At 74.7% G+C, this 21,171-nt stretch carries 23 protein-coding genes; 18 read left to right on the top strand and 5 right to left on the bottom strand.

Translation table 11 applies throughout. From position 1 onward, the window contains the following. The 4 genes from CRP29_RS09275 to CRP29_RS09260 all read left to right on the top strand — a co-directional run bounded on the left by CRP29_RS09275 (position 1) and on the right by CRP29_RS09260 (position 3,855). Positions 1–834, top strand: a complete 834-nt coding sequence (locus CRP29_RS09275) for a cytochrome c biogenesis CcdA family protein (protein ID WP_097194709.1) — start codon at positions 1–3, stop codon at positions 832–834. Next, positions 831–2,447 (top strand): cytochrome c biogenesis protein ResB, encoded by a 1,617-nt coding sequence (gene resB, locus CRP29_RS09270; RefSeq protein WP_097194708.1) that lies wholly within the window; start codon positions 831–833, stop codon positions 2,445–2,447. Before CRP29_RS09275 ends, resB begins: the two co-directional genes overlap by 4 nt. Next, complete coding sequence (gene ccsB, locus CRP29_RS09265) at positions 2,437–3,399, top strand: c-type cytochrome biogenesis protein CcsB (protein ID WP_097194707.1); 963 nt, start codon at positions 2,437–2,439, stop codon at positions 3,397–3,399. The genes resB and ccsB overlap by 11 nt, the downstream gene beginning before the upstream one ends. 138 nt (positions 3,400–3,537) lie before the next feature. Then, positions 3,538–3,855: a hypothetical protein gene (locus tag CRP29_RS09260; protein WP_141437096.1), complete on the top strand. Its 318-nt coding sequence runs from the start codon at positions 3,538–3,540 to the stop codon at positions 3,853–3,855. Positions 3,856–3,857: 2 nt separating this feature from the next. Here CRP29_RS09260 and CRP29_RS09255 read toward each other — a convergent pair whose 3' ends face one another. Further along, the gene (locus CRP29_RS09255) at positions 3,858–4,073 is read right to left on the bottom strand and encodes a hypothetical protein (protein WP_097194705.1); all 216 of its coding nucleotides are present in this window, start codon (positions 4,071–4,073) and stop codon (positions 3,858–3,860) included. Positions 4,074–4,192: 119 nt separating this feature from the next. Here CRP29_RS09255 and CRP29_RS09250 point away from each other — a divergent pair, with 119 nt between their 5' ends. Further along, entirely contained in the window at positions 4,193–4,621 is a 429-nt protein-coding gene (locus CRP29_RS09250) for an Lrp/AsnC family transcriptional regulator (protein ID WP_217991508.1), read from the top strand. After that, positions 4,614–4,940: a DUF4229 domain-containing protein gene (locus tag CRP29_RS09245; protein ID WP_097194704.1), complete on the top strand. Its 327-nt coding sequence runs from the start codon at positions 4,614–4,616 to the stop codon at positions 4,938–4,940. The genes CRP29_RS09250 and CRP29_RS09245 overlap by 8 nt, the downstream gene beginning before the upstream one ends. 3 nt (positions 4,941–4,943) lie before the next feature. On the opposite strand, the gene CRP29_RS09240 is transcribed toward CRP29_RS09245, so the two are convergent. Both CRP29_RS09240 and menE read right to left on the bottom strand, forming a co-directional pair. Further along, the gene (locus tag CRP29_RS09240) at positions 4,944–5,813 is read right to left on the bottom strand and encodes a 1,4-dihydroxy-2-naphthoate polyprenyltransferase (protein WP_097194703.1); all 870 of its coding nucleotides are present in this window, start codon (positions 5,811–5,813) and stop codon (positions 4,944–4,946) included. A gap of 1 nt (position 5,814) precedes the next feature. Further along, entirely contained in the window at positions 5,815–6,933 is a 1,119-nt protein-coding gene (gene menE, locus CRP29_RS09235; protein ID WP_097194702.1) for an o-succinylbenzoate--CoA ligase, read from the bottom strand. A 41-nt stretch (positions 6,934–6,974) separates the two neighbouring features. Here menE and CRP29_RS09230 point away from each other — a divergent pair, with 41 nt between their 5' ends. Together CRP29_RS09230 and menD are read left to right on the top strand one after the other, a co-directional pair. After that, complete coding sequence (locus CRP29_RS09230; protein ID WP_097194701.1) at positions 6,975–7,940, top strand: o-succinylbenzoate synthase; 966 nt, start codon at positions 6,975–6,977, stop codon at positions 7,938–7,940. After that, entirely contained in the window at positions 7,937–9,613 is a 1,677-nt protein-coding gene (menD, locus tag CRP29_RS09225; protein WP_097194700.1) for a 2-succinyl-5-enolpyruvyl-6-hydroxy-3-cyclohexene-1-carboxylic-acid synthase, read from the top strand. Before CRP29_RS09230 ends, menD begins: the two co-directional genes overlap by 4 nt. 12 nt (positions 9,614–9,625) lie before the next feature. Here the strand turns inward: menD and CRP29_RS09220 are convergent, their stop codons facing one another. Further along, positions 9,626–10,870 (bottom strand): isochorismate synthase, encoded by a 1,245-nt coding sequence (locus tag CRP29_RS09220; RefSeq protein ID WP_097194699.1) that lies wholly within the window; start codon positions 10,868–10,870, stop codon positions 9,626–9,628. A gap of 35 nt (positions 10,871–10,905) precedes the next feature. On the opposite strand from CRP29_RS09220, the gene CRP29_RS09215 reads away from it, so the two are divergent. Next, positions 10,906–11,628 carry a demethylmenaquinone methyltransferase gene (locus tag CRP29_RS09215; protein WP_097194698.1) on the top strand — a complete coding sequence of 241 codons (723 nt, stop codon included), beginning with the start codon at positions 10,906–10,908 and terminating at the stop codon, positions 11,626–11,628. A 9-nt stretch (positions 11,629–11,637) separates the two neighbouring features. Here the strand turns inward: CRP29_RS09215 and CRP29_RS09210 are convergent, their stop codons facing one another. Further along, the gene (locus tag CRP29_RS09210) at positions 11,638–12,351 is read right to left on the bottom strand and encodes a VOC family protein (protein ID WP_097194697.1); all 714 of its coding nucleotides are present in this window, start codon (positions 12,349–12,351) and stop codon (positions 11,638–11,640) included. Between the two features lie 249 nt (positions 12,352–12,600). On the opposite strand from CRP29_RS09210, the gene CRP29_RS09205 reads away from it, so the two are divergent. The 9 genes from CRP29_RS09205 (at position 12,601) to nuoE (ending at position 21,168) form a co-directional block, all read left to right on the top strand. Continuing rightward, the gene (locus CRP29_RS09205; protein WP_245852668.1) at positions 12,601–13,251 is read left to right on the top strand and encodes a phosphoribosyltransferase; all 651 of its coding nucleotides are present in this window, start codon (positions 12,601–12,603) and stop codon (positions 13,249–13,251) included. A 449-nt stretch (positions 13,252–13,700) separates the two neighbouring features. Then, positions 13,701–13,868, top strand: a complete 168-nt coding sequence (locus tag CRP29_RS22675) for a hypothetical protein (protein ID WP_176522883.1) — start codon at positions 13,701–13,703, stop codon at positions 13,866–13,868. Positions 13,869–14,030: 162 nt separating this feature from the next. Then, positions 14,031–15,536, top strand: a complete 1,506-nt coding sequence (locus tag CRP29_RS09200; protein WP_141437095.1) for an HNH endonuclease signature motif containing protein — start codon at positions 14,031–14,033, stop codon at positions 15,534–15,536. Positions 15,537–15,723: 187 nt separating this feature from the next. After that, on the top strand, positions 15,724–16,992 hold the full coding sequence (locus tag CRP29_RS09195; protein WP_097194694.1) for a geranylgeranyl reductase family protein: 1,269 nt from the start codon (positions 15,724–15,726) through the stop codon (positions 16,990–16,992). A gap of 99 nt (positions 16,993–17,091) precedes the next feature. Continuing rightward, complete coding sequence (locus tag CRP29_RS09190) at positions 17,092–17,454, top strand: NADH-quinone oxidoreductase subunit A (RefSeq protein ID WP_425427070.1); 363 nt, start codon at positions 17,092–17,094, stop codon at positions 17,452–17,454. A 22-nt stretch (positions 17,455–17,476) separates the two neighbouring features. Continuing rightward, complete coding sequence (locus CRP29_RS23800; protein WP_097194693.1) at positions 17,477–18,169, top strand: NuoB/complex I 20 kDa subunit family protein; 693 nt, start codon at positions 17,477–17,479, stop codon at positions 18,167–18,169. Beyond that, the gene (locus CRP29_RS09180) at positions 18,166–18,906 is read left to right on the top strand and encodes an NADH-quinone oxidoreductase subunit C (RefSeq protein WP_097194692.1); all 741 of its coding nucleotides are present in this window, start codon (positions 18,166–18,168) and stop codon (positions 18,904–18,906) included. Before CRP29_RS23800 ends, CRP29_RS09180 begins: the two co-directional genes overlap by 4 nt. A gap of 13 nt (positions 18,907–18,919) precedes the next feature. Then, positions 18,920–20,248 carry an NADH-quinone oxidoreductase subunit D gene (locus CRP29_RS09175; RefSeq protein ID WP_097194691.1) on the top strand — a complete coding sequence of 443 codons (1,329 nt, stop codon included), beginning with the start codon at positions 18,920–18,922 and terminating at the stop codon, positions 20,246–20,248. Further along, positions 20,248–21,168 carry an NADH-quinone oxidoreductase subunit NuoE gene (nuoE, locus tag CRP29_RS09170; RefSeq protein ID WP_097194690.1) on the top strand — a complete coding sequence of 307 codons (921 nt, stop codon included), beginning with the start codon at positions 20,248–20,250 and terminating at the stop codon, positions 21,166–21,168. The genes CRP29_RS09175 and nuoE overlap by 1 nt, the downstream gene beginning before the upstream one ends. Positions 21,169–21,171: the final 3 nt, after the last annotated feature.

The following is a 21,171-nucleotide window of genomic DNA, read 5'->3' as shown; positions in this document are numbered from 1 at the left end:
GTGGGGGAGACGTTCGCCGGCCTGGTCACCGACGGCCCGCTGCTGGTCGCTCTCGCGGTGTCGGCCCTCGTCGGCCTGATCAGCTTCGCCTCGCCCTGCGTGCTGCCGCTGGTGCCCGGCTACCTCTCCTACGTCACCGGCCTGGTCGGCTCCGGCGCCCGGATGACGACGGCCACGGCTCCGGCACCGGCTCCCGCACCCACCGGCGGCGGGACGGCGACGGCGGTGCGCACCGACGAGCGCGCCCCGCGCGGGCGCATGGTGCTCGGCTCGGTGCTGTTCGTCCTCGGCTTCACCGCCGTCTTCGTGGCCATCACCACCGCGTTCGGCGGGCTGGGCAGGCTGCTGCTGGTGCACAACCAGGTCATCACCCAGGTGATGGGCGGGGTCACCGTGCTGGTCGGCCTGGGCTTCCTCGGCTGGCTGCCGCTGCTGCAGCGCACCAAGCGGATGACCGTGCGGCCCACCGTCGGGCTGGCCGGCGCCCCGCTGCTCGGCGTCGTCTTCGGGCTCGGGTGGACCCCGTGCCTGGGGCCGACCCTGGCCGCCGTGCAGAACCTCGCCTTCGCCGAGGCCACCGCGGGCCGCGGGGCGCTGCTCGGGCTGGCCTACTGCCTCGGCCTCGGCGTGCCGTTCGTCCTCGTCGCGCTCGGCGCCCGCTGGGCCGTCGGGGCGACCACCTTCCTCCGCGTGCACGCGCAGGCGGTCACCCGCTTCGGCGGGGCGGTGCTGGTGCTGGTCGGGCTGCTGCTGCTCACCGGCGCCTGGACCGAGATGATGGAGTGGCTGCGTTCCTGGCTGGCCACGAGCGGATTCGCGGAGACCTCGCTGTGACCACCACCGCCCCGGCGCGGGAGGCCGCCGCCCCGCCGCCGCCCGCGCGCCCGTCCGTCGGCCGCCGGATCGCCGCCCAGCTGCTGCTGTGGTGGCGCCGGCTCACCGCGATGCGGACGGCGATCGTGCTGCTGTTCCTGCTCGCGCTGGCCGCCGTCCCCGGCTCGCTGCTGCCCCAGCGTTCGCTGTCGCAGGCCAACGTCCGCGGCTACTTCGCCGACCACCCCGACCTCGCCCCGGTGCTCGACCGGCTCTACCTGTTCGACGTCTTCAGCTCGCCGTGGTTCGCCGCGGTCTACCTGCTGCTGTTCATCTCGCTGATCGGCTGCGTGCTGCCGCGCGCCGTCGAGCACTTCCGCGCGCTGCGCTCGGCTCCGCCACCGGCGCCGCGGAACCTGCTGCGTCTGCCCGACTCGGGCGAGGTCGCGACGGCGCTGCCGGCCACCGCCGCGCTCGACGTGGTGGAGGAGGAGTTGCGGGTCCGTCGGTACCGCGTCGTGCGGCGCGACGGCGCGCACGGCCCCGAGGTGTCGGCCGAGAAGGGCTACCTCAAGGAGACCGGCAACCTGCTGTTCCACCTGTCCCTCATCGCGCTGCTGCTCGGCCTGGCCGGCGGCAAGCTCTGGGGCTACGAGGGCAGCATCCTGGTCACCGAGGGCGACGGGTTCTGCAACTCCTTCCAGCAGTACGACACCTACTCGTCCGGCCCCCTCATCGACAGCGGCGACCTGTCCCCGGTCTGCGTGGACCTCGAGGGGTTCCAGGCCGAGTACGAGCCCGACCTCACCGCCTCGTCGTTCACCGCCGACATCCGCTACGGCGCTCCGGGCGAGGAGGGCAGGACGACGATGATCGGCGTCAACAGCCCGCTGCGCTCCGAGGGTGACCGGCTCTACCTCACCGGGCACGGCTTCAGCCCGACCTTCAGCGTGACGCTGCCCGACGGGCAGGAGTTCACCGACGTCACGGTGCCCTTCCTGCCCTCGGACCCGACGACGATGGCCAGCGAGGGCGCGCTCAAGCTCCCCGACGTGGGCGGCGGGAGCGACCGGCAGCTGGCCCTGGAGGGCTTCTTCGCACCCACCGGGCTGGTGCAGGGCGGCATCCTCACGTCGATCGACCCGCGTCCGCTGGACCCGAAGGTCGCCGTCGTGGCTTACCAGGGCTACCTCGGGCTGGACTCCGGGCTGCCGCAGTCGGTGTACTCGCTGGACGCCAGCCAGATCGAGCGCGGCCGGCTGAGCGAGGCGGGCGCGGCGAACCTCTCGCTCGGGGACTCGATGACCCTCGAGGACGGCACGGTCATCACCTTCGCCGGCTTCAAGGAGTTCGCCGCCCTCCAGTACTCCCACGACCCCGGGCAGGTGTGGGTGCTGGTGTCGGCCATCTCGCTGCTCACCGGGCTGCTCGGCCTGCTCCTGCTCCGCCGGGAACGGGTGTTCGCCCGGCCGGCCCCCGCGCCCGACGGCGGCGGTACCGTGCTGACGCTGGCCTCGCTGACGCGGGGAAGCAGCGAGAGCGCCCCACGGTTCGCCGCCCTCACCGACGATCTGAGGGCCGCGCTCGCCGCCCGCACCGCATCGCAACCGGAGGTCTCCCCGCGTGACTCCTGACCAGTCGCTCCTCGACCTGTCGGACACCTTCTTCTCGATCAGCGTCGCGCTGTACTCGGTGGCGCTGGTGGCCTTCTGCGCGCAGCTGGCCTTCGGACGGCGTCCCGCGGCGCGCCAGCTCGTTCCCGCCGGTGGCGGGGCCGCTCCGGACGCGCCCGCCGGCACCGCCGAGGACCTGTCGACGCCGCGCCGGGCGCAGCGCTGGGGCACGCTCGCCATGGCCCTCACCGCTGTCGGTGCGCTGACCCACGCCGGCGTGCTGGTCTGCCGCGGGTTCGCCCTGGACCGGCTGCCCTGGGGCAACATGTACGAGTTCGGGACGGCGGTCGTGCTCGTGGCGGTCGTCGCCTACCTGGTGCTGGCGCTGCGTTCGCCGGCCCTGCGGCACATCGGCGTCTTCGTGCTCGCCCCCGTCGTGCTCGGCATGGTGGGCATCGGGCTGTTCCTCTACGTCGAGGGCGGGCCGCTGGTCGCCGCGCTGCGGTCGGCCTGGCTGGCCATCCACGTCACCGCCGCCATCATCGGCTTCGGCATCTTCCTGGTCAGCGGTATCGCCAGCGCGCTCTACCTGGTCCGCAGCAAGGACGAGCAGAAGCCCGCCGAGGAGCGCGGCACCGGGTTGGTCTCCCGGCTGCCGGCGTCGTCGGTGCTGGACAGGCTGTCCCACCGCACGGCCGTCTTCGGCTTCCCGATCTGGACCTTCGCGGTCATCGCCGGCGCCATCTGGGCCGAGAGCGCCTGGGGCCGGTTCTGGGGCTGGGACCCGAAGGAGACCTGGTCGTTCATCGCTTGGGTCGTCTACGCCGCCTACCTGCACGCCCGGACGACGGCCGGCTGGCGCGGGCGGCCCGCGGCGTGGGTCAACGTCGTCGGCCTGGTCGTCATGGTGTTCAACCTGACCTTCGTCAACCTCGTCTCCAGCGGCCTGCACAGCTACGCCGGGGTCGAGTGACCGCTGCGCGGGGATGACCCGGACCGTCACTCGTAGTGAGGGACGTTCCGGGCGGAGGGAGCCTGCTCCGTGACGATGTCCGACCCGCGTGCTTCCATGCAGGCATGACGTCAGGTCCGCAGTCCGGGAGTGGTCACCGTGGGTAAGCACTCGGCGGCCGACGACGCGACGGTGCACCCACTGGTGGCCGATGCGCTGGCCCGCCGCTCCGGTGTCGCCGGGGCCGCGCACGACGCGGACGCCCCCGAGCGCGGCGGCAGCACCGGCTGGCCCGAGCCGCCGCCGGGCGGCGGGAGCCCGGTGGGCTGGCCGGACGACGCCCGCCCGGACCGGGACGGGGACGGCCATCCGCAGGAGCGCACGGGCGGCGGAGCGGACCGGTCAGCGGCCTCCGTCGGCACGGCCCCGCGCCGGCGCGGGTGGCGGCGGCTGTTCGGGGTTCCCCCCGCCGCCTGAGGTCAGGCCGGGCTGCCGTCGTCCCGGCGTGCGCGGCGCTCGAGCTCGCGCAGGAACTCCGGGTCGTCGTCCGGCGCCAGGGGCCGGGTGGGCCGCTGCGGCCGGGGACGCCGAGGCGGCCGGGGAGTGCGCGGACCGCCACCGCCCGGGTTGGCCGCTGCACGCATGACCAGCGCGATCACCACGATCGCCACCACGAGCACCACCACGAAGACCATGGTCCCACCCCCTCGTCCCCGACCAGCGTACGTCCGCGGCGATACTCGGTGCCGACCAGAAGATCGCGGGCGGCCCGGGCACCGGGCGCCACGAGGACGGAGACAACGCCATCGACGCCGTGGACCGGCACCTGATCGAGCTGCTGCGGGCCAACGGCCGGGCCAGCTACGCCGAGCTCGCCCGGCAGGTGGGCCTCTCCTCGCCCGCCGTGCACGAGCGGGTCGGCAAGCTCGAGGCGGCGGGCGTGATCACCGGCTACCGCGCGGTCATCGAGCCCGGCGCGGTCGGCCTGGACGTCACCGCGCTCATCGGGGTCATCGAGAGCGACTCGGTGGACGACACCGGTCTCGAGGCCGCGATGCGCGAGGTGCCGGGGATCGAGGACTGCTGGCGGGTGGCCGGCAGCGAGGGCTACGTGCTCAAGGTGCGTGTGGCGGACATCCCGGCACTCGAAGCCACCGTCAACGCGTTGAACCGGATCAGGGGCGTGGCACGCACCCGCACCACCGTGGTGCTGTCGACGAAGTGGGAGGGCCGGCATGGCTGAGAACGAGACCGCAGGGGCTCCCGTGCCCCCGGCCGGCCCGACCGGCGGCCCGGCGACCCCGCCCAAGGTGCTGCCCTGGCTGGTGGTCCACACGATCGGCCGGCTGGGCATCTTCGTCCTGATCACCCTGCTGCTGTGGATGGCGGGCCTGGACTTCTTCTCCGGGGCGCTGTTCGGGCTGCTGCTGTCGATGCCGATCGCCTACTTCGCGCTGCGCCCCTCCCGCGAGCGGCTCAGCGAGGCGCTCGTCGCCCGCGGCGCGACCCGCCGCGCGGAGAAGGAGCAGTTCCGCGCCCGGCTCAACGGTGACGAGTCCTGACCGTCAGCTGAGTGCGAGGCCGGCGCCGAGCAGTACGCCGGTGACCAGGGTGAGCCGGCCGGTGCCGGCCAGCGCGCCGATCAGCGCCGGGCCGCGCCCGCCGGTGAGCACCGTCCGCACCGGGGGGATGCCCAGCGGCACCGCCAGCAGGGTGATCAGCACCTCCGGCCGGACGACGCCCACCGCGACGACGACGCCGAACGCCACGACGAACAGGCCGGCGAAGGCGTACCGGGTCGCGCGCTCGCCCAGGAGCACCGCGAGGGTGCGCTTGCCGGCCACGGCGTCACCGTCGATGTCGCGCAGGTTGTTGACGACCAGGATCGCCACGATGAGCAGCCCGATCGGCACCGCGACGGCGTAGGCGAGCCCGGGCAGCGTGCGGGTCTGCACGTAGGTGGTGCCCACGACGGCGACCAGCCCGAAGAAGACGAAGACGAACACCTCGCCCAGCGCCCGGTAGCCGTAGGGGATCGGCCCGCCGGTGTAGGTCCAGGCGGCCAGGATGCAGACCGCGCCGACGGCGATCAGCCACCAGCTGGACAGCGCCGCCAGGGCCAGCCCGGCCACCGCCGCGACGGCGAAGGACAGCAGCGCGGCGACCAGCACCGCGCGGGGCGAGGCGGCGCCCGAGCCCACGAGCCGCATCGGCCCGACCCGGTCGGCGTCGGTGCCACGGGTGCCGTCGGAGTAGTCGTTGGCGTAGTTGACCGCCACCTGCAGGGCGAGCGCGACGACCAGCGCCAGCAGGGCCGCCGGAAGCCGGAAGCCGTCGAGCGCGGCGGCGGCGCCGGTGCCCACGAGCACCGGCGCGAGCGCGGCGGGCAGGGTGCGGGGCCGGGCGCCGGCCAGCCACTGGGCGGGGGTGGCCAACTCAGACCTCCGGGATCAGGGCCGCGACGGCGCGGCGGTCGGGCTTGCCGGTGTGCAGCGTCGGGACGGCGTCGAGCACGTGCAGCTGCCGCGGGGCTGCGGGCGCGCCGAGACGCTCGGTGACCCAGCGGCGCAGCTCGGCCAGTTCCGGGGTGCGGTCCCCGGCGGGGACGACGGCAGCGAGCACCCGCTGCCCCCACTCCGGGTCCGGGCGGCCGACGACGACGGCATCGGCGACGCCGGGGTGCTCGCGCAGCGCCGCCTCGACCGCCGCCGGCGCCACGTTCACCCCGCCGGTGATGACGACGTCGTCCAGGCGGCCGAGCACGGTGAGCCGGCCGTCCGCCAGGCTGCCGGCGTCGCGGGTGCGGAACCAGCCGTCGGCGAAGGCGGCCGCCGTGCCCTCCGGGTCCAGCCGGTAGCCCGACGCGAGCACCGGCCCGGCGAGCTCGATGCCTCCCTCGGTCACGCGGACGGAGACGCCGTCGAGCGGGACGCCGTCGTAGACGCAGCCGCCGGCGGTCTCGGTCATGCCGTAGGTCGTGACCACGCGGACGCCCTCGGCCCGGGCGCGGGCCAGCAGCGCCGGGTCGGTGGCGGCCCCGCCGACGAGCACCGCGTCGAAGCTGCGCAGCGCGTCGGGCTCGGCGTCGAGGAAGCGGACCAGCTGGGTGGGCACCAGGGCGGTGTAGCGGCGGTCGCCGGCCGGCATCCGGGCGACCGCCGCGGCGAGGTCCTCGCCCTTGCCCAGGACGGCGGACTCGCGGCCGGCCAGCTCGCTGCGGCAGAGCACCTGCAGCCCGGCGATCGCCGAGACCGGCAGGGCGAGCAGCCAGCTCCCCGGACCGCCGAGCCGGTCGAGGGTGGCGGTGCCCGACGCCCGCACCGCGGCCGCGGACAGCAGCACGCCGCGGCCCGTGCCGGTGGACCCGGAGGTGACGACCACGAGGTCCGCGCCGTCCTCGAGCAGCTCGTCGGCGCGGAGCACCGCGCGGGCGGCGTCGACCGCTGCGGGCGGCCCGGCCGGCAGGACGGCGAGGGGCCGGTCACCGGCGAGCGCCGCGCGCACGTCGGCCTGCGTCAGCTCGGCGGCGGGGACGAGGGAGAGGTGCCGGGCCACGAGGGTCGAGCGTACGGCGGCACCCTCCTAGGCTGTCGGCCATGATCCCGAACCCCGCGATCGGCGACGGCCCGGCGCTGGAGGCGTGGGTCTACTCGTTCCCCATGCGGAACCGCTTCCGCGGCATCGACGTGCGCGACGGCGTGCTCCTGCGCGGACCGGCCGGATGGGGCGAGTTCTCGCCGTTCTGGGACTACGACGTCGCCGAGAGCCGCCGGTGGTGGGCCGCCGCCGTCGAGGCCGCCACCGTCGGGTGGCCGGCCCCGCTGCGCGACTCCGTGCCGGTCAACGTCACCGTGCCGGCGGTCGACGCCGAGCGGGCGCACGCGATCGTGGCGGCGTCGGGCTGCCGCACCGCGAAGGTGAAGATCGCCGAGCCGGGGCAGTCCGAGGCAGATGACCTCGCCCGCGTCGAGGCGGTGCGCGACGCGCTCGGCCCCGCGGGTGCGGTGCGGGTGGACGCCAACGCCGCCTGGGACGTGGACACCGCCGTCGCCCGCATCCGCGCACTCGACGCCGCCGTCGGCCTGGAATACGTCGAGCAGCCGTGCGCGACGCTGCCGGAGCTGGCCGCGCTGCGCCGCCGGATCGACGTCCGGATCGCCGTCGACGAGGGGGTGCGGCGCTCGGCCGATCCGCTGACGGTCGACCTGCGCGAGGCCGGCGACGTCGTCGTCCTCAAGGTGCAGCCGCTGGGCGGGGTGCGTGCCGCGCTGCGCGTCGCCGAGGCCCACGGCCTGCCGTGCGTCGTCTCGTCGGCGCTGGAGAGCTCCGTCGGCATCGCCGCCGGGGTGGCGCTCGCCGCGGCGCTGCCCGAGCTGCCGTTCGCCTGCGGGCTGGCCACCGTCGCGCTGTTCACCGACGACGTGTCGAGCACCCCGCTGCTCCCGGTCGACGGCGCACTGCCGGTCGTGCGCCCCGAACCGGACCGGATCGAGGCGGTGGCCGCCGACCCCGAGGTGGCGCAGCGCTGGGCCGCCCGCATGGCCGCGGTGAGCGCCGCGTGAACCCCTCGACCGCCTTCGCCCGCGTGCTGGTCGACGAGCTGCTGCGCGGCGGGGTCACCGACGCCGTCCTGGCGCCGGGCTCCCGCTCGGCGCCGGTCGCGCTGGCCCTGGCGGCCGCGGAGCGGGACGGCCGGCTGCGGCTGCACGTGCGCATCGACGAGCGGACGGCGTCCTTCCTGGCGCTCGGCCTGGCCAGGGCGTCGGGTCGCCCGGTGCCGGTGCTCACCACGTCCGGGACGGCGGCCGCGCACCTGCACGCCGCGGTCCTCGAGGCCGACGCCGCGGGCGTGCCGCTGCTGGCGCTCACCGCCGACCGGCCGCCGGAGCTGCGCTCGACCGGCGCGAACCAGACCATCGAGCAGGCGCAGCTCTACGGCGGCGCGGTGCGCTGGGCGGCCGACGTCGGCGTGCCCGAGTCCGGACGCGAGGCGGTGCAGAACCGCTACTGGCGCTCGCTGACCGCCAAGGCGCTGGTCACCGCCCTCGGGGCGCTGTCCGGCGACCCGGGCCCGGTGCACCTCAACCTGGCGCTGCGCGACCCGCTGATGCCCGGTGACGACGGTGTCGCCGAACTGGACGGCCCGTGGGCCGGCCGACCGGACGGCGCGCCGTGGACGGCGGCCGACCCGGCCCCTGACCACGGGGCGACGGTCGACCGCCTGGCGCCCCGCACCCTGGTGATCGGGGGTGACGGCCCGCTGGATGCCGACGTCGACCGGCCGGTCGTCGCCGAGCCCAGCAGCGCGTCCTGGGGCCGCAGCCTGCGTGGCGGTGTCCTCCTGCTCGGGGATCACGGCTGGCTGGCCGCCCACCGCCCGGACCACGTGGTGGTCGTCGGCCGCCCGACGCTGTCCCGGCCGGTCAACGCGCTGCTCGCCGACCCGGCGGTCACGGTGGCGACGGTCAGCGCCGTCCCGCGGTGGGCCGACGCGGTGCGCAGCAGCACCCGGGTGGCGTCGACCCTCGCCGGCGCCACCGGGGACGACGCCGGGGACGAGGCCGGGGACGAGGCGTGGGTGCGCGCGTGGTCCGAGGCCGCCGATCGCGCGGGCGCCGCCGTCGACGCCGTGCTCGATGCGGCACCCGAGCTCACCGCGGCCCGGCTCGCCCGCGACGTGGTGGCCGCCCTGCCGTCCGGGGCACTGCTGGTGCTCGGCTCCTCGACGCCGGTGCGCGACGTCGACCGGCTGGCGGTGCCGCGCGCGGACCTCACCGTCGTGGCCAACCGCGGGGTCGCCGGGATCGACGGCACGATCTCCACGGCGATCGGCGCCGCGCTGGTCCACGGCGGACCGGCGTTCGCGCTCTTGGGCGATCTGACGTTCCTGCACGACCTGACCGGGCTGCTGACCGGCGAGGGCGAGCCCGTCCCCGACCTCACCGTGGTCGTGCCGGACAACGACGGCGGCGGCATCTTCGCCCAGCTCGAACCGGGGGAGGACCGGTACGCCGACGGCTACCGGCGGGTGTTCGGCACCCCGCACGGCCGCGACCTGGTGGCGGTGGCCACCGCACTCGGCTGGGCCGCGACGCGGGTGGCGACGGCCGAGGAGCTCACCGACGCCCTGGGCCTGGGCGGCCCGCGCGTGGTCGTCGTCCGCACCGACCAGCGGGCCGAGGCGGCCCTGGCGCGGGACCTCCGCGCCGCGGCCTCCCGGGCGCTGTCCGAGTAGCGCTGGGGAGCCCTAGCCTTCGAGGGCGTTCTGGAAGGCGGCGAACTTCGCCTGGGTCTCGGCCAGCTCGGCGGCGGGCTCCGACCCGGCGACGATGCCGCAGCCGGCGAACAGCCGCGCGCCGCCGTCCGGGGTGAGCTCGGCGCAGCGCAGCGCCAGCCCGAACTCGCCGTCGCCGCGGGCGTCCATCCAGCCGACCGGACCGGCGTAGCGGCCGCGGTCCATGCCCTCGAGCTCGCGGATCAGCGCGGCGGCATCGGGGGTGGGGGTACCGCAGACCGCGGCGGTGGGGTGCACGGCGCCGACGAGCTCCAGCAGCCCCGCCGTCCCGCGCTGGGTGCCGACGACGTCGGTGGCCAGGTGCCGCACGTTGGCGAGGGTGAGCAGCTCCGGCTCGGCGGGGGCGGTGAGCCGGCTGCAGTAGGGCTCGAGCGCGCGCACCAGCGAGTCGACGGCGAGGGTGTGCTCGGCGCGGTCCTTGGTCGAGCCGAGCAGCGCCGCGGCCAGGCGGTCGTCCTCGGCCCCGGCACCGCGGGCGGCCGTCCCGGCCAGCACGCGGGAGGACAGCTGCCGCCCGGTGCGCCGCAGCAGCAGCTCCGGGGTGGCGCCGAGCAGGCCGTCGACGGCGAAGGTCCAGCAGTCGGGGAAGCGGGCGCCCAGCCGGCGCAGCAGCCGCCGCGGGTCGAGCGCGGGCTCGGCGGAGACGAGGAGGTCGCGGGCGAGCACCACCTTCTCCAGGTCGCCGGCGTCGATCCGCGCCACGGCGGCGTCGACCGCGGCGCACCAGGTGGCCGGGTCGAGGGCGCCGTCGGCGTAGCGGAGCCGCGGCGCACCGCCGTCCAGGGGTGCGGGGAGGGGCAGCTCCGCGGGGGCGGCGCCCACGGTGGTGATCCAGCCGACGCCGTCCCGGCGGCCCACCACGACCTCGGGGACGACGAACACCGACGTCGCGGCCACCGGGTCGAACGCGATGCTGCCGAACAGCACCGGACCGGATCCGGCGACGGCGAGGTCGTCGGCGACGTCCAGCCCGGCCGTGTACTCGTCCCACCAGGCGGCGGCGTCGGCCAGCGCGGAGGGACCGGACACCTCGAGGCGCGCGGCCTCCCCCCAGCCGACCAGACCCTCGCCGCGGCGCACCCAGGAGAGCCCGGCGCGAGCCGGCACCAGGTCGAGCAGCTCCCCGGCGGTGTCCGAGCGGACGGTCGTCACGGTGCGCGCCGCCGCGGGGCGGGAGGTCAGGGCGGGCGCGGGCACGGCTCCAGACTAGGAGGCCTTGTAGCGTCGACGCCGTGGCAGACCGGCGAGACAACCCGCACACCGCCGGACGCCGGGCCGATCTGGACAAGCGCCCGGCCGAGGTCGCGGCCATGTTCGACGGCGTCGCGAAGCGCTACGACGTCACCAACACCGTGCTCTCCGGCGGGCTCGACGCCTCCTGGCGCCGCGCCACCCGCGAGGCGCTCGGCGCCCGGCCGGGTCAGACCGTCCTCGACGTCGCGGCCGGGACGGCGGTGTCCACCGTCGAGCTCGCCTCGGGCGGGGTGCACGCCATCGCCTGCGACTTCTCGCAGGGGATGCTGCGGGCGGGCGCCGCGCGCCCGGTGCCGAAGGTGGCCGGCGACGCGATGGCCCTGCCGCTGGCCGACGAGAGCGTCGACGGCGTCGTCATCTCCTTCGGCCTGCGCAACGTGGCGGACCCGGACGCGGCGCTGCGGGAGTTCCGGCGGGTGACCCGCCCCGGCGGGACGCTGGTGGTCTGCGAGTTCTCCCGGCCGACGTGGGCGCCGTTCCGCACGGTCTACCTCGAGTACCTCATGAAGGCGCTCCCGCGGATCGCCCGCGCGGTCAGCAGCAACCCCGACGCCTACGTCTACCTCGCCGAGTCGATCCAGGTGTGGCCCGGGCAGGCGGAGCTCGCCGGGCGGCTGCAGAACGCCGGCTGGGCCGACGTCGCCTGGCAGAACCTCACCGGCGGCATCGTCGCGCTGCACCGGGCCCGCCGCCCGGACTGAGCCGGCCGGTCAGTCGCGGTCCACGAGGCAGAACTCGTTGCCGTCGGGGTCGGCGAGGAGCACCCCGCCGTCCTCCCGGCCGACGTCGAGCCGGGTCGCGCCGAGCGCGACCAGCCGCTCGACCTCCGCGTCCCGGTCACCGACGGCAACCAGGTCGAGGTGCAGCCGGTTCCTCGGCGGCTTCGGCGGCACCGGCGGACCGCCCCAGGTGATCTTCGGGCCGCCCAGCGGCGAGCGGATCGCCGTCTCCTGGTCCTGGTCCCAGACCAGCGGCCAGTCCAGGGCCCGGCTCCAGAAGTGGCCGACCTCCCGCGTCCCGTCGGAGGCCACCGCCCCGATGAAGCCGCAGCCGGCGAGGAAGGCGTTGCCGGGCTCGATGACGCAGAACTCGTTGCCCTCCGGATCGGCGAGCACGACGTGCCCTTCCTCGGGGAGCTGGCCCACGTCGATGTGCCGGCCGCCGAGCTCGAGCGCCCGGGCCACGGTGCGCTGCTGCTCCTCGGGTGAGGAGCTCGTCAGATCGAGGTGCATCTGGTTGGGCACCGTCTTGGGCTCCGCGGTGGGGGTGAAGCGGATCCGGAAGCCGGTCTCGTCGGTCGGCAGGAGGGAGACGCCGCCGCGGGGGTCGTCCGCCGCCGGCCGGCTCAGGAGCCCGGCCCAGAAGCGCGCCAGAGCGGAGGGGTCGAGCGCGGCGACGGTCAGCGCGACGAGGGAGCACGTCATCGGCCCAGGCTGGGCGCACCCGGCGGACGGCGCAACGGAGATGGCCGGGCGCCGATCGCTGCGGTGGTTCTGCGGACGCGGCTTGCGGGTCTAGCGTCGATCCATGACGAGCCCGCCGTCCCCGCAGCCGCCGTCGCCGTCCCCGTCGCCGACCGATCCGATCCCGCCGCCGGAGCCCGCGCCCTATCCCGTCCCCGGGCCGGGTGATCCGATCGCGCCCCCGCCGACGGGGCCGCAACCGGTCTGACCGTGGGTGCGGGGCCGTTCGCCGACCGCCGCGATGCCGGCCGTGCGCTGGGCGCCCGGCTGGCCGGGACGGTGCACGGCGACGTGGTGGTGCTCGGGCTGCCGCGTGGTGGTGCGGTCGTCGCCGCCGAGGTGGCGGCGGCGCTGGGCGCCGAGCTCGACGTCGTGGGCGTCCGCAAGCTCGGACTGCCCGGGCAGCCCGAGCTCGCCATGGGAGCGGTCGCCGCTCTCGGGGACGCGGTGGCCACCGTGCGCATCGACCGGGTGCTCGGTGCCGCGGCCGTCGACGAGGCATCCTTCGCCGCGGTGCGCGAGCGCGAACTCGCCGAGCTCCGCCGCCGGGAAGCGGCGTACCGCGGCGACCGCCCCCCGCCGGCCGTGACCGGCCGGACGGTGGTCCTGGTGGACGACGGCCTGGCCACCGGTGCGACCGTGCGCGCGGCGCTGCGGGTGCTCGCCGGACAGCGGCCGGGCCGGGTCGTGGTCGCCGTGCCGGTGGGCGCGCCCGCCGCGCTGCGCGAGGTGGGCGAGCTCGCCGACGAGGTCGTCTGCCTGTTCGCACCGCCGTCCTTCCGGGCGGTGGGCGGCGCCTACCGCGAATTCGGGCAGACCTCCGACGACGAGGTCCGGGAGCTGCTCCGTCGTCGCACCTAGCACCCCGGCGGCCCATGTTTGCCCTGCCCATGCGGCCCGACAGCGGCGTTGGGTGTGTCTCTTGGCGGCCCACTAAGGGACACCACCTTCTCGGCCCAGGCCACGGGGACGGATCGCCTCATTCGGGGGACCGCAGAGGGCAGGTGGTCTCATGCAGCGTGGACCAGTGCCACGATCCGTTTATGTCGCCGTTGCTGGTCATCGCAGGCGCCGTGATCGCCGGCCTCTGCGCAGTCCTAGTCTTTTCCTTGTTGTCAGCCCGCCGCGACGCGGCTCAGGGCAAAGTTGAAGCCGCCTTACGCGTCGCCTCCGGCACCCAGGCGCCGTTGACTGGAAAGTGGCGTCATGGCGCGGTGCTTGCGTCCCCGGGATGTCTTCAGTTCCGGCCTGGGGGGCCTGGTGGCGCACGTCTACCCCGTGGCCGTCCCTTCGACGTGCCTGTGACCTCGGTGAGCGCCGACAAGAGGAGCCGCCCGGCCCTCCGCCAGATCTGGTCGATCAACCCTTCGCTCGACGTCGTTCAACTGCTGACGCCGACCGGAACGGTTGAGCTCGCCGTTCGCCCCGCCGAGATGGACCGTGTCATCGCCGGCGTCACCTCGTCGGATCCCGCCTGATCGTTGCCGTCGACGTCGAAGACGCGAAAACCGCTAGTGGGCGCCCCTCATACATGTCCCATAGGCCGCCTTCAGGGACAACGCTCCGGGCGCGGCACCAGAACTCGACGGAACCGCGATCGAGCCTCGAAAAGTGTCGTAGGTCGAACGTACGTTCGTTCCATGCCGCGAATCGAGGTGCAGCGATCCTCATTGGAGGGGGTGCTGCTGGAACTCGCGCCGATGGTCGAGCATGTGTCGGCCGACCGGCTGTCGGCGGAGGAGGCGGTGCGGGCGCTGGCCTCGCTGCAGGAGCGGAAGGCGAAGGACGACGCCCGCGAGGCCGAGCTGCTGATGGCGCTGGCCGCCGACCGGCCGGACACCGACGATCCGCCGCCCGGTCATCCCGGCGCCCGCCGTCGCAGCGCGGGGTCGCCGGTGCCGGGCACGTCGGAGTTCCTGCCCGACGAGGTGGCGCTGGTGCTCAACTGCGGTCGCCCGTTCGCGACCGACCTGCTGTCCGACGCGTACCAGCTGGTGGAGCGGATGCCGGCGGTGCACGCGGCCCGGGCGGCGGGCCGGCTGGACGGCTACCGGGCGCGGATCTTCGCCGACGTCCTCGGTACGGCCTCGGACGAGGTGATCGCGGTGGTGGTGCCGAAGGTCCTCCCGTCCGCTGCGGGCTGGTCGTCGGGGACGCTGCGCAAGCGACTCATCGCCGCCGCGATCGCCACCGATGAGGAGTTCGCCGAGCAGCGCCGGATCGAGGCCGAACGCCGCGCCGCGGTCCGTCTGTACCCGACCGCGGACGGGATGTCGGCGCTGACCACCGAGGCGCCGGCGGCGGTGACGGCGGCGATGTGGTCGGTGATCGACCAGGCCGCGCAGCTGGCCAAGACCGCGGGCGATGACCGGCCGATCGGGGTGCTGCGCGCCGAGGCGCACGCCGCGAGGGTCTTGGGCGCGCAACATGACGGCCCGGCCATGACCGGGCACGTCACGATCATCGCGCCACTGTCCGCGCTACACGCGCCCGGTCACGAGGCGACGCATCCAGGTGCCAGCGCGCCGCAGGCCTGCCCCGAGGACTCCGTGCCGACGGTGGGCGGAACTCCGATCACGTCGGCGCACCTCCGCGAACTCCTCGCGCAGCTCGACGCTCTTGGCGTGCAGGCACCGCCCGGCGGCAGCCTCACCCTGGCCCTCACCGACGACGACGGCGCCCTGCTGGCCACCGTGACACCGGCGGAACTGGCACGGCTCGCCGCCCGCGGCTGCGGCGAGCACGGGAAGGCAGCCGACTGCGGTTGCTCCGTGCTCGGCCCACCACCCGAGGTGCCCGGCTACAGCCACACCGCCGAGCAGGAGCGGTTCCTCCGCCTGCGCGACCGCACCTGCCGCCACCCCGGCTGCGGCCAGCCCGCCGGCCGCACCGACGCCGACCACGTCGTGGCCTACGACTGCGGCGGCCGCACGGCCTGCGACAACCTCTGCTGCCTGTGCCGCAGCCACCACCGGCTCAAGACCTTCGCCCGCGGCTGGCGCTTCCGCTTGGACCCCGACGGCACCCTGCACGTGACGACCCCGTCGGGCATCACCAGGAGCACCCGACCACCGGGGCTCCGCGAGCAGCGGGCGCTGCCGCCACCGAGACCGGGTCCGGTGGACGACGATCCACCACCGTTCTGACGCCGGACGGCCTCGCGGCGACCTGCCCTGGCAGGCCCCGCGAGCCGCTCGGGACGGCCGCGACCGAACTGTGACGCATCCCTCTTCCTGGGGGTGCTGTCGTCTTCGTCACAGTGCCGCCTAGAGTGGGAGCCGAGCCACTTTGTGAAGCAATTCACAAAGTCCGGGACGAGAGGACCAGCCCGCCGTGCCAGGGACGACCGACCGAAGCGCCGACGTCATCGTCGTCGGCGCGGGTCCGGCCGGGTCCGCGGCGGCCTGGGAGCTGCGCCAGGCCGGGCGCGACGTCGTCGTCCTGGAGAAGGCGGCCTTCCCGCGCGAGAAGGTCTGCGGCGACGGGCTCACCCCCCGAGGCGTCAAGGTGCTGCAGGACATGGGCCTGGACCTGTCGCCCGCGGCCGGCTGGGTGCGGCACAAGGGGCTGCGGGTGCACGGCGGCGGCGTCGTCACCGAGGTCGACTGGCCGCGACTGCAGCACTGGCCCGACTTCTCCCTCGTCCTGCGGCGCAGCGAGCTGGACGCCCGGCTCGCCGCGCACGCGGAGGCGGCCGGTGCGCGCGTGCACACGGGGATCACCGTCACCGAGCCGCTGCTCGACGAGGCGGGACGCGTCACGGGCGTGCACGCCACGGGGCCGGGGAAGGAGCCGCAGGCCTGGCGCGCCCCACTGGTCGTCTCCGCCGAGGGCCTGTCGGGCCGGCTGGCCAAGTCGCTGGGCCTGGTGCGCCGCGAGGACCGGCCGCTCGGCGTCGCCGTCCGCCGCTACGTGCGCTCGCGCCGGGCGGCCGACGAGTACCTCGACATCTCCTTCGACCTCACCTCCGCCGGGCCGTCCCGGGACTCGATGCCCGGCTACGGCTGGATCTTCGGCATGGGTGACGGGACGGCCAACGTCGGCTTCGGCCTGCTCGACACCCGGCGGGGCACCGGCGCCGACCACCGCGCCGTCCTCCGCGGCTGGCTGGACACCTTCCCCGAGGCGGACGGGCTCGGCGAGGACGACGCGGTCACGCCCCTGCGCGGCGCCGGCCTGCCGATGGCCCTCAATCGGGGCCCCGCCTACACCCGCGGGCTGCTGCTGGCCGGTGACGCCGCCGGCACGGTCAACCCGTTCAACGGCGAGGGGATCAGCTACGCGATGGAGACCGGCCGCATGGCCGGAGACACCGCCGCCCGGGCGCTCGCCCGGCCCGAGGGCCCGGCCCGCGAGGCGGTGCTGCGGGGCTACCCGACGCGGCTGCGTGCGGCCTACGGCCGGCACCACCGGCTCGGCATGGGCTTCCTCGCGTTGCTCGCCCGCCCGGACGTCGTCCGCTTCACCGCCGCGCACGGCCTCAGGCGCCCCGCGCTGGTCGCCGCCGCGATGCGACTCATGGGCAACCTGACCGACGGTCGGGACGGGGACGCGGTGGACCGCGCCGTCGCCGTCCTCACCCGGCTGGCACCGGCGGTCTGACATGGACGCGACGACGACGATGGCGCTCCGGGTCGACACGGCAACAGTGCGTTCCGGATCAGCGCAGAACGTGATCGACCTCACTCTAGGGTGGTGCTGATGCTGTCGACCTATGTCCCGATCCTGGGGCTCTTCGCGCTGGCCGCGGTGTTCGCACTGGGCTCGGTCGCGGTCGCGCCGTACGTGGGCCCGCGCCGGTTCAACCGCGCGAAGTTCGACGCCTACGAGTGCGGGATCGAGCCGGTCGACCAGCCGCTGACCGGCGGCCGGTTCCCGGTGAAGTACTACCTGACCGCGATGTTGTTCATCATCTTCGACATCGAGATCGTCTTCCTCTACCCGTGGGCCGTGCACAACGAGGCGCTCGGCGTCTTCGGCCTGGTCGAGATGGTCGTCTTCATCGTCACGGTCTTCATCGCCTACGCCTACGTGTGGCGCCGCGGCGGACTGGAGTGGGACTGAACATGGGACGGGCGATCTAGTCATGGGTCTCGAGGAGAAGCTGCCCAGCGGCGTGCTGCTGACCAGCGTGGAGAAGCTCGTCAACTGGACGCGCAAGTCGTCGCTGTGGCCGGCGACGTTCGGCCTGGCGTGCTGCGCGATCGAGATGATGGCGACCGGCGCCGGGCGCTACGACCTCGCTCGCTTCGGCATGGAGGTCTTCCGCGCCTCACCGCGGCAGGCGGACCTGATGATCGTCGCCGGCCGCGTCAGCCAGAAGATGGCGCCGGTCCTGCGGCAGATCTACGACCAGATGCCCGAGCCGCGCTGGGTGCTCGCCATGGGGGTCTGCGCCAGCTCGGGCGGCATGTTCAACAACTACGCCGTCGTCCAGGGCGTGGACCACATCGTCCCGGTGGACATGTACCTGCCGGGCTGCCCGCCCCGGCCGGAGATGCTCACCGACGCGATCCTCAAGCTGCACCACAAGATCATGAACGAGCCGCTGGGGCCCAAGCGCGCCCGCGAGCTCGCGGAGGCCCGCGCGGACGGCACGGCGAAGGACCTCCACGTCGAGATGCCCTCGACCGTGCGGGTCGACAAGGTCGCCCGCCGCGCCTACGAGGCGGCCGCGGCGGAGGGCCGCGCCGGGCAGTTCGCCATCGAGCAGCGCAACGGCAACGCCGTGCTGCTCCCCGACGAGCGTCCGTCCGGCCAGGGGAAGGCCTGGCGATGACGGGCGAGATCGTGCCGGGCGACGGCGAGGCCGGCTTCGACGACGCGACCGCGCCCTCGGGCGGCTTTCGCAAGGGCGCGTTCGGGGTCAGCGGCAGCGGCGACACCTCCGGCTTCGGCGGGCTCGTGCGCGTCGAGCCCGGCGGCGCGGTCGCGCTGCACTCCACGGAGCGGCCCTACGGCGGCTGGTTCGACGAGGTCACCGACGCCCTGATCGACGCCGTCGGGCAGGCCACCTACGACGCCGCGGTGCTGCGGGTGCTCGTCGACCGCGGTGAGATCACCTACTTCGTCGCCCGCGAGCACCTGCTGACGCTCGCGCAGGCGCTGCGCGACGACGAGGCGCTGCGCTTCGAGCTGTGCAGCAGCGTCTCCGGCGTCGACTACCTCGACAGCGGTGGCCCGGCGGCCGGGGCGACCCGCCCCCGGCTGCACGTCGTCCTGCACCTGACGTCCATGACCTACCGGCGGCGGATCCGGCTCGAGCTGGCGGTCACCGCCGAGGATCCGCACGTCCCGTCCGTCACCGGGATCTACCCGACGGCGGACTGGCACGAGCGGGAGACCTTCGACATGTTCGGGATCGTCTTCGACGGACACCCCGCGCTCACCCGGATCCTCATGCCCGACGACTGGGACGGGCACCCGCAGCGCAAGGACTACCCGCTCGGCGGCGTCCCGGTGGAGTACCACGGCGCGACGATCCCGCCGCCGGACACGCGACGGGCCTACCGATGATCGGGGCGTACCGATGAGCACCGTCTACAACGAGGCCGACCCCTACGCCGGCTCGCGCGAGACCACCGAGGGACGCGTCTACACGGTCACCGGCGGCGACTGGGATCTCACCTTCGCCGATCCGCACGGCGAGGACCGGCTCGTGGTCAACATGGGCCCGCAGCACCCCTCGACCCACGGCGTCCTGCGGCTGGTGCTCGATCTCGAGGGCGAGACGGTCACCAAGGCCCGGGTGGTCATCGGCTACCTGCACACCGGCATCGAGAAGAACACCGAGTACCGCAACTGGGTGCAGGGCACGACCTTCGTGACGCGGATGGACTACCTCTCCCCGCTGTTCAACGAGGCCGGCTACTGCCTCGCGGTCGAGAAACTGCTCGGCATCGAGGCCCCGCAGCGGGCGCAGACCATCCGCGTGCTCGTCATGGAGCTCAACCGGATCGCCTCGCACCTGGTCGCCCTGGCCACGTTCGGCATGGAGATGGGCGCCCTGACGGGCATGACCAACGGCTTCCGCGAGCGGGAGATGGTCCTCGACGTGCTCGAGGAGATCACGGGCTTGAGGATGAACCACGCCTACATCCGCCCCGGCGGGCTGGCGCAGGACCTGCCCGAGGGGGCGGTGGAGAGCGTCCGCGACCTGCTGGAGATCCTGCCGAAGCGGGTGGCCGACTTCCACCGGCTGCTCACCGGCCAGCCGATCTGGCAGAACCGGCTCAAGGACGCCGGCTACCTCGATGTGACCGGCTGCGTGGCGCTCGGCGTCACCGGCCCCATCCTCCGCGCCGCCGGCCTCCCCTGGGACCTGCGCAAGGTGGAGCCCTACCTCGGCTACGAGACCTACGACTTCGAGGTGCCGACCGCCGACACCAGCGACGCCTGGGGCCGCTACCTGGTGCGCATGGCCGAGGTGAACGAGTCGCTGAAGATCGTCGCCCAGGCGCTGGACCGGCTGGAGCCGGGGCCGGTCATGGTCGACGACCGGAAGATCGCCTGGCCCGCGCAGCTCTCCCTGGGCGCGGACGGCATGGGCAACTCGCTGGAGCACGTCCGGAACATCATGGGCCAGTCGATGGAGTCCCTGATCCACCACTTCAAGCTGGTCACCGAGGGCTTCCGGGTGCCGGCCGGCCAGGTGTACGTGCCGATCGAGTCCCCCCGCGGGGAGCTCGGCTTCCACGTGGTCAGCGACGGCGGCACGCGCCCGTGGCGGGTCCACGTGCGCGACCCCAGTTTCGTGAACCTGCAGGCCACGGCGGCGATGAGCGAGGGCGGCATGATCGCCGACGTCATCGCGGCCATCGCGTCGATCGACCCTGTCATGGGTGGAGTGGATCGCTGATGAGTGCACTTCCCGGATCCGCCGAGGGCACCGCCGTCACCGGGCTCGACTCGAGCCCCGTCCAGCCGGCGTCGCCGGACCTGCCGCCGTTGACGGAGCAGGCCCGCCTCGAGGCGCGGCAGATCATCGCCCGCTACCCGAAGGCGCGGTCGGCCCTGCTGCCGATGCTGCACCTGGTGCAGAGCTACCAGGGCTACGTCTCGCCCGAGGGCGTGGCGCTGTGCGCGGAGGAGCTGGGCCTGACCAAGGCCGAGGTCGGCGCGGTCGCGACGTTCTACACGATGTACAAGCGCCGCCCCACGGGCCGGCACCTGGTGAGCGTCTGCACCAACACGCTGTGCAGCGTGCTCGGCGGCCAGCGGATCATGGACGCGCTCTCCGCCGACCTCGGCGTGCACCACGACGAGACCGCCGCCGACGGCTCGATCACCCTCGAGCACGCCGAGTGCCTGGCGGCCTGCGACTACGCGCCGGTGGTCACCGTGGACTACGAGTTCTACGACCAGCAGGACGTCGACAGCGCCCGCGAGCTCGTCGCCGCCCTGCGTCGCGGGGAGAAGCCACCGCCCACCCGCGGCGCCCCGCTCACCGACTTCCGTGGGATCTCCCGCCAGCTGGCCGGCTTCTCGCAGTACGACGACGTCGCCGCCGCGCAGGCGGCGATCGACGCGCCGGGCGCGCTGGGGCCGACGCTGGTCGGGCTGCGGCTGGCCGCGGAGCGCGGCGAGTCCGCACCGGAGATGCCGCGCTCGAAGCCCTCGTCGTCCCCGGACCCCGCGGCCGAGGCCGCGGGCGTCGAGTCCGCGCAGCGCGGCGCACCCGAGCCCTCCGGCCGGTCGCTGGCCGACAGGAACGGCGGCACCGACACACCTGCAGGAACCGAGCCGGGCACGTCCGGCCAAGGTCCCGGGAAGGCCTGACCG

This window comes from Blastococcus aggregatus (assembly GCF_900221005.1).
Classification (GTDB): Bacteria; Actinomycetota; Actinomycetes; order Mycobacteriales; family Geodermatophilaceae; genus Blastococcus; species Blastococcus aggregatus.
Note: the sequence above shows the minus strand (reverse complement) of the source record. Positions and strands in the feature narration are given on the sequence as shown.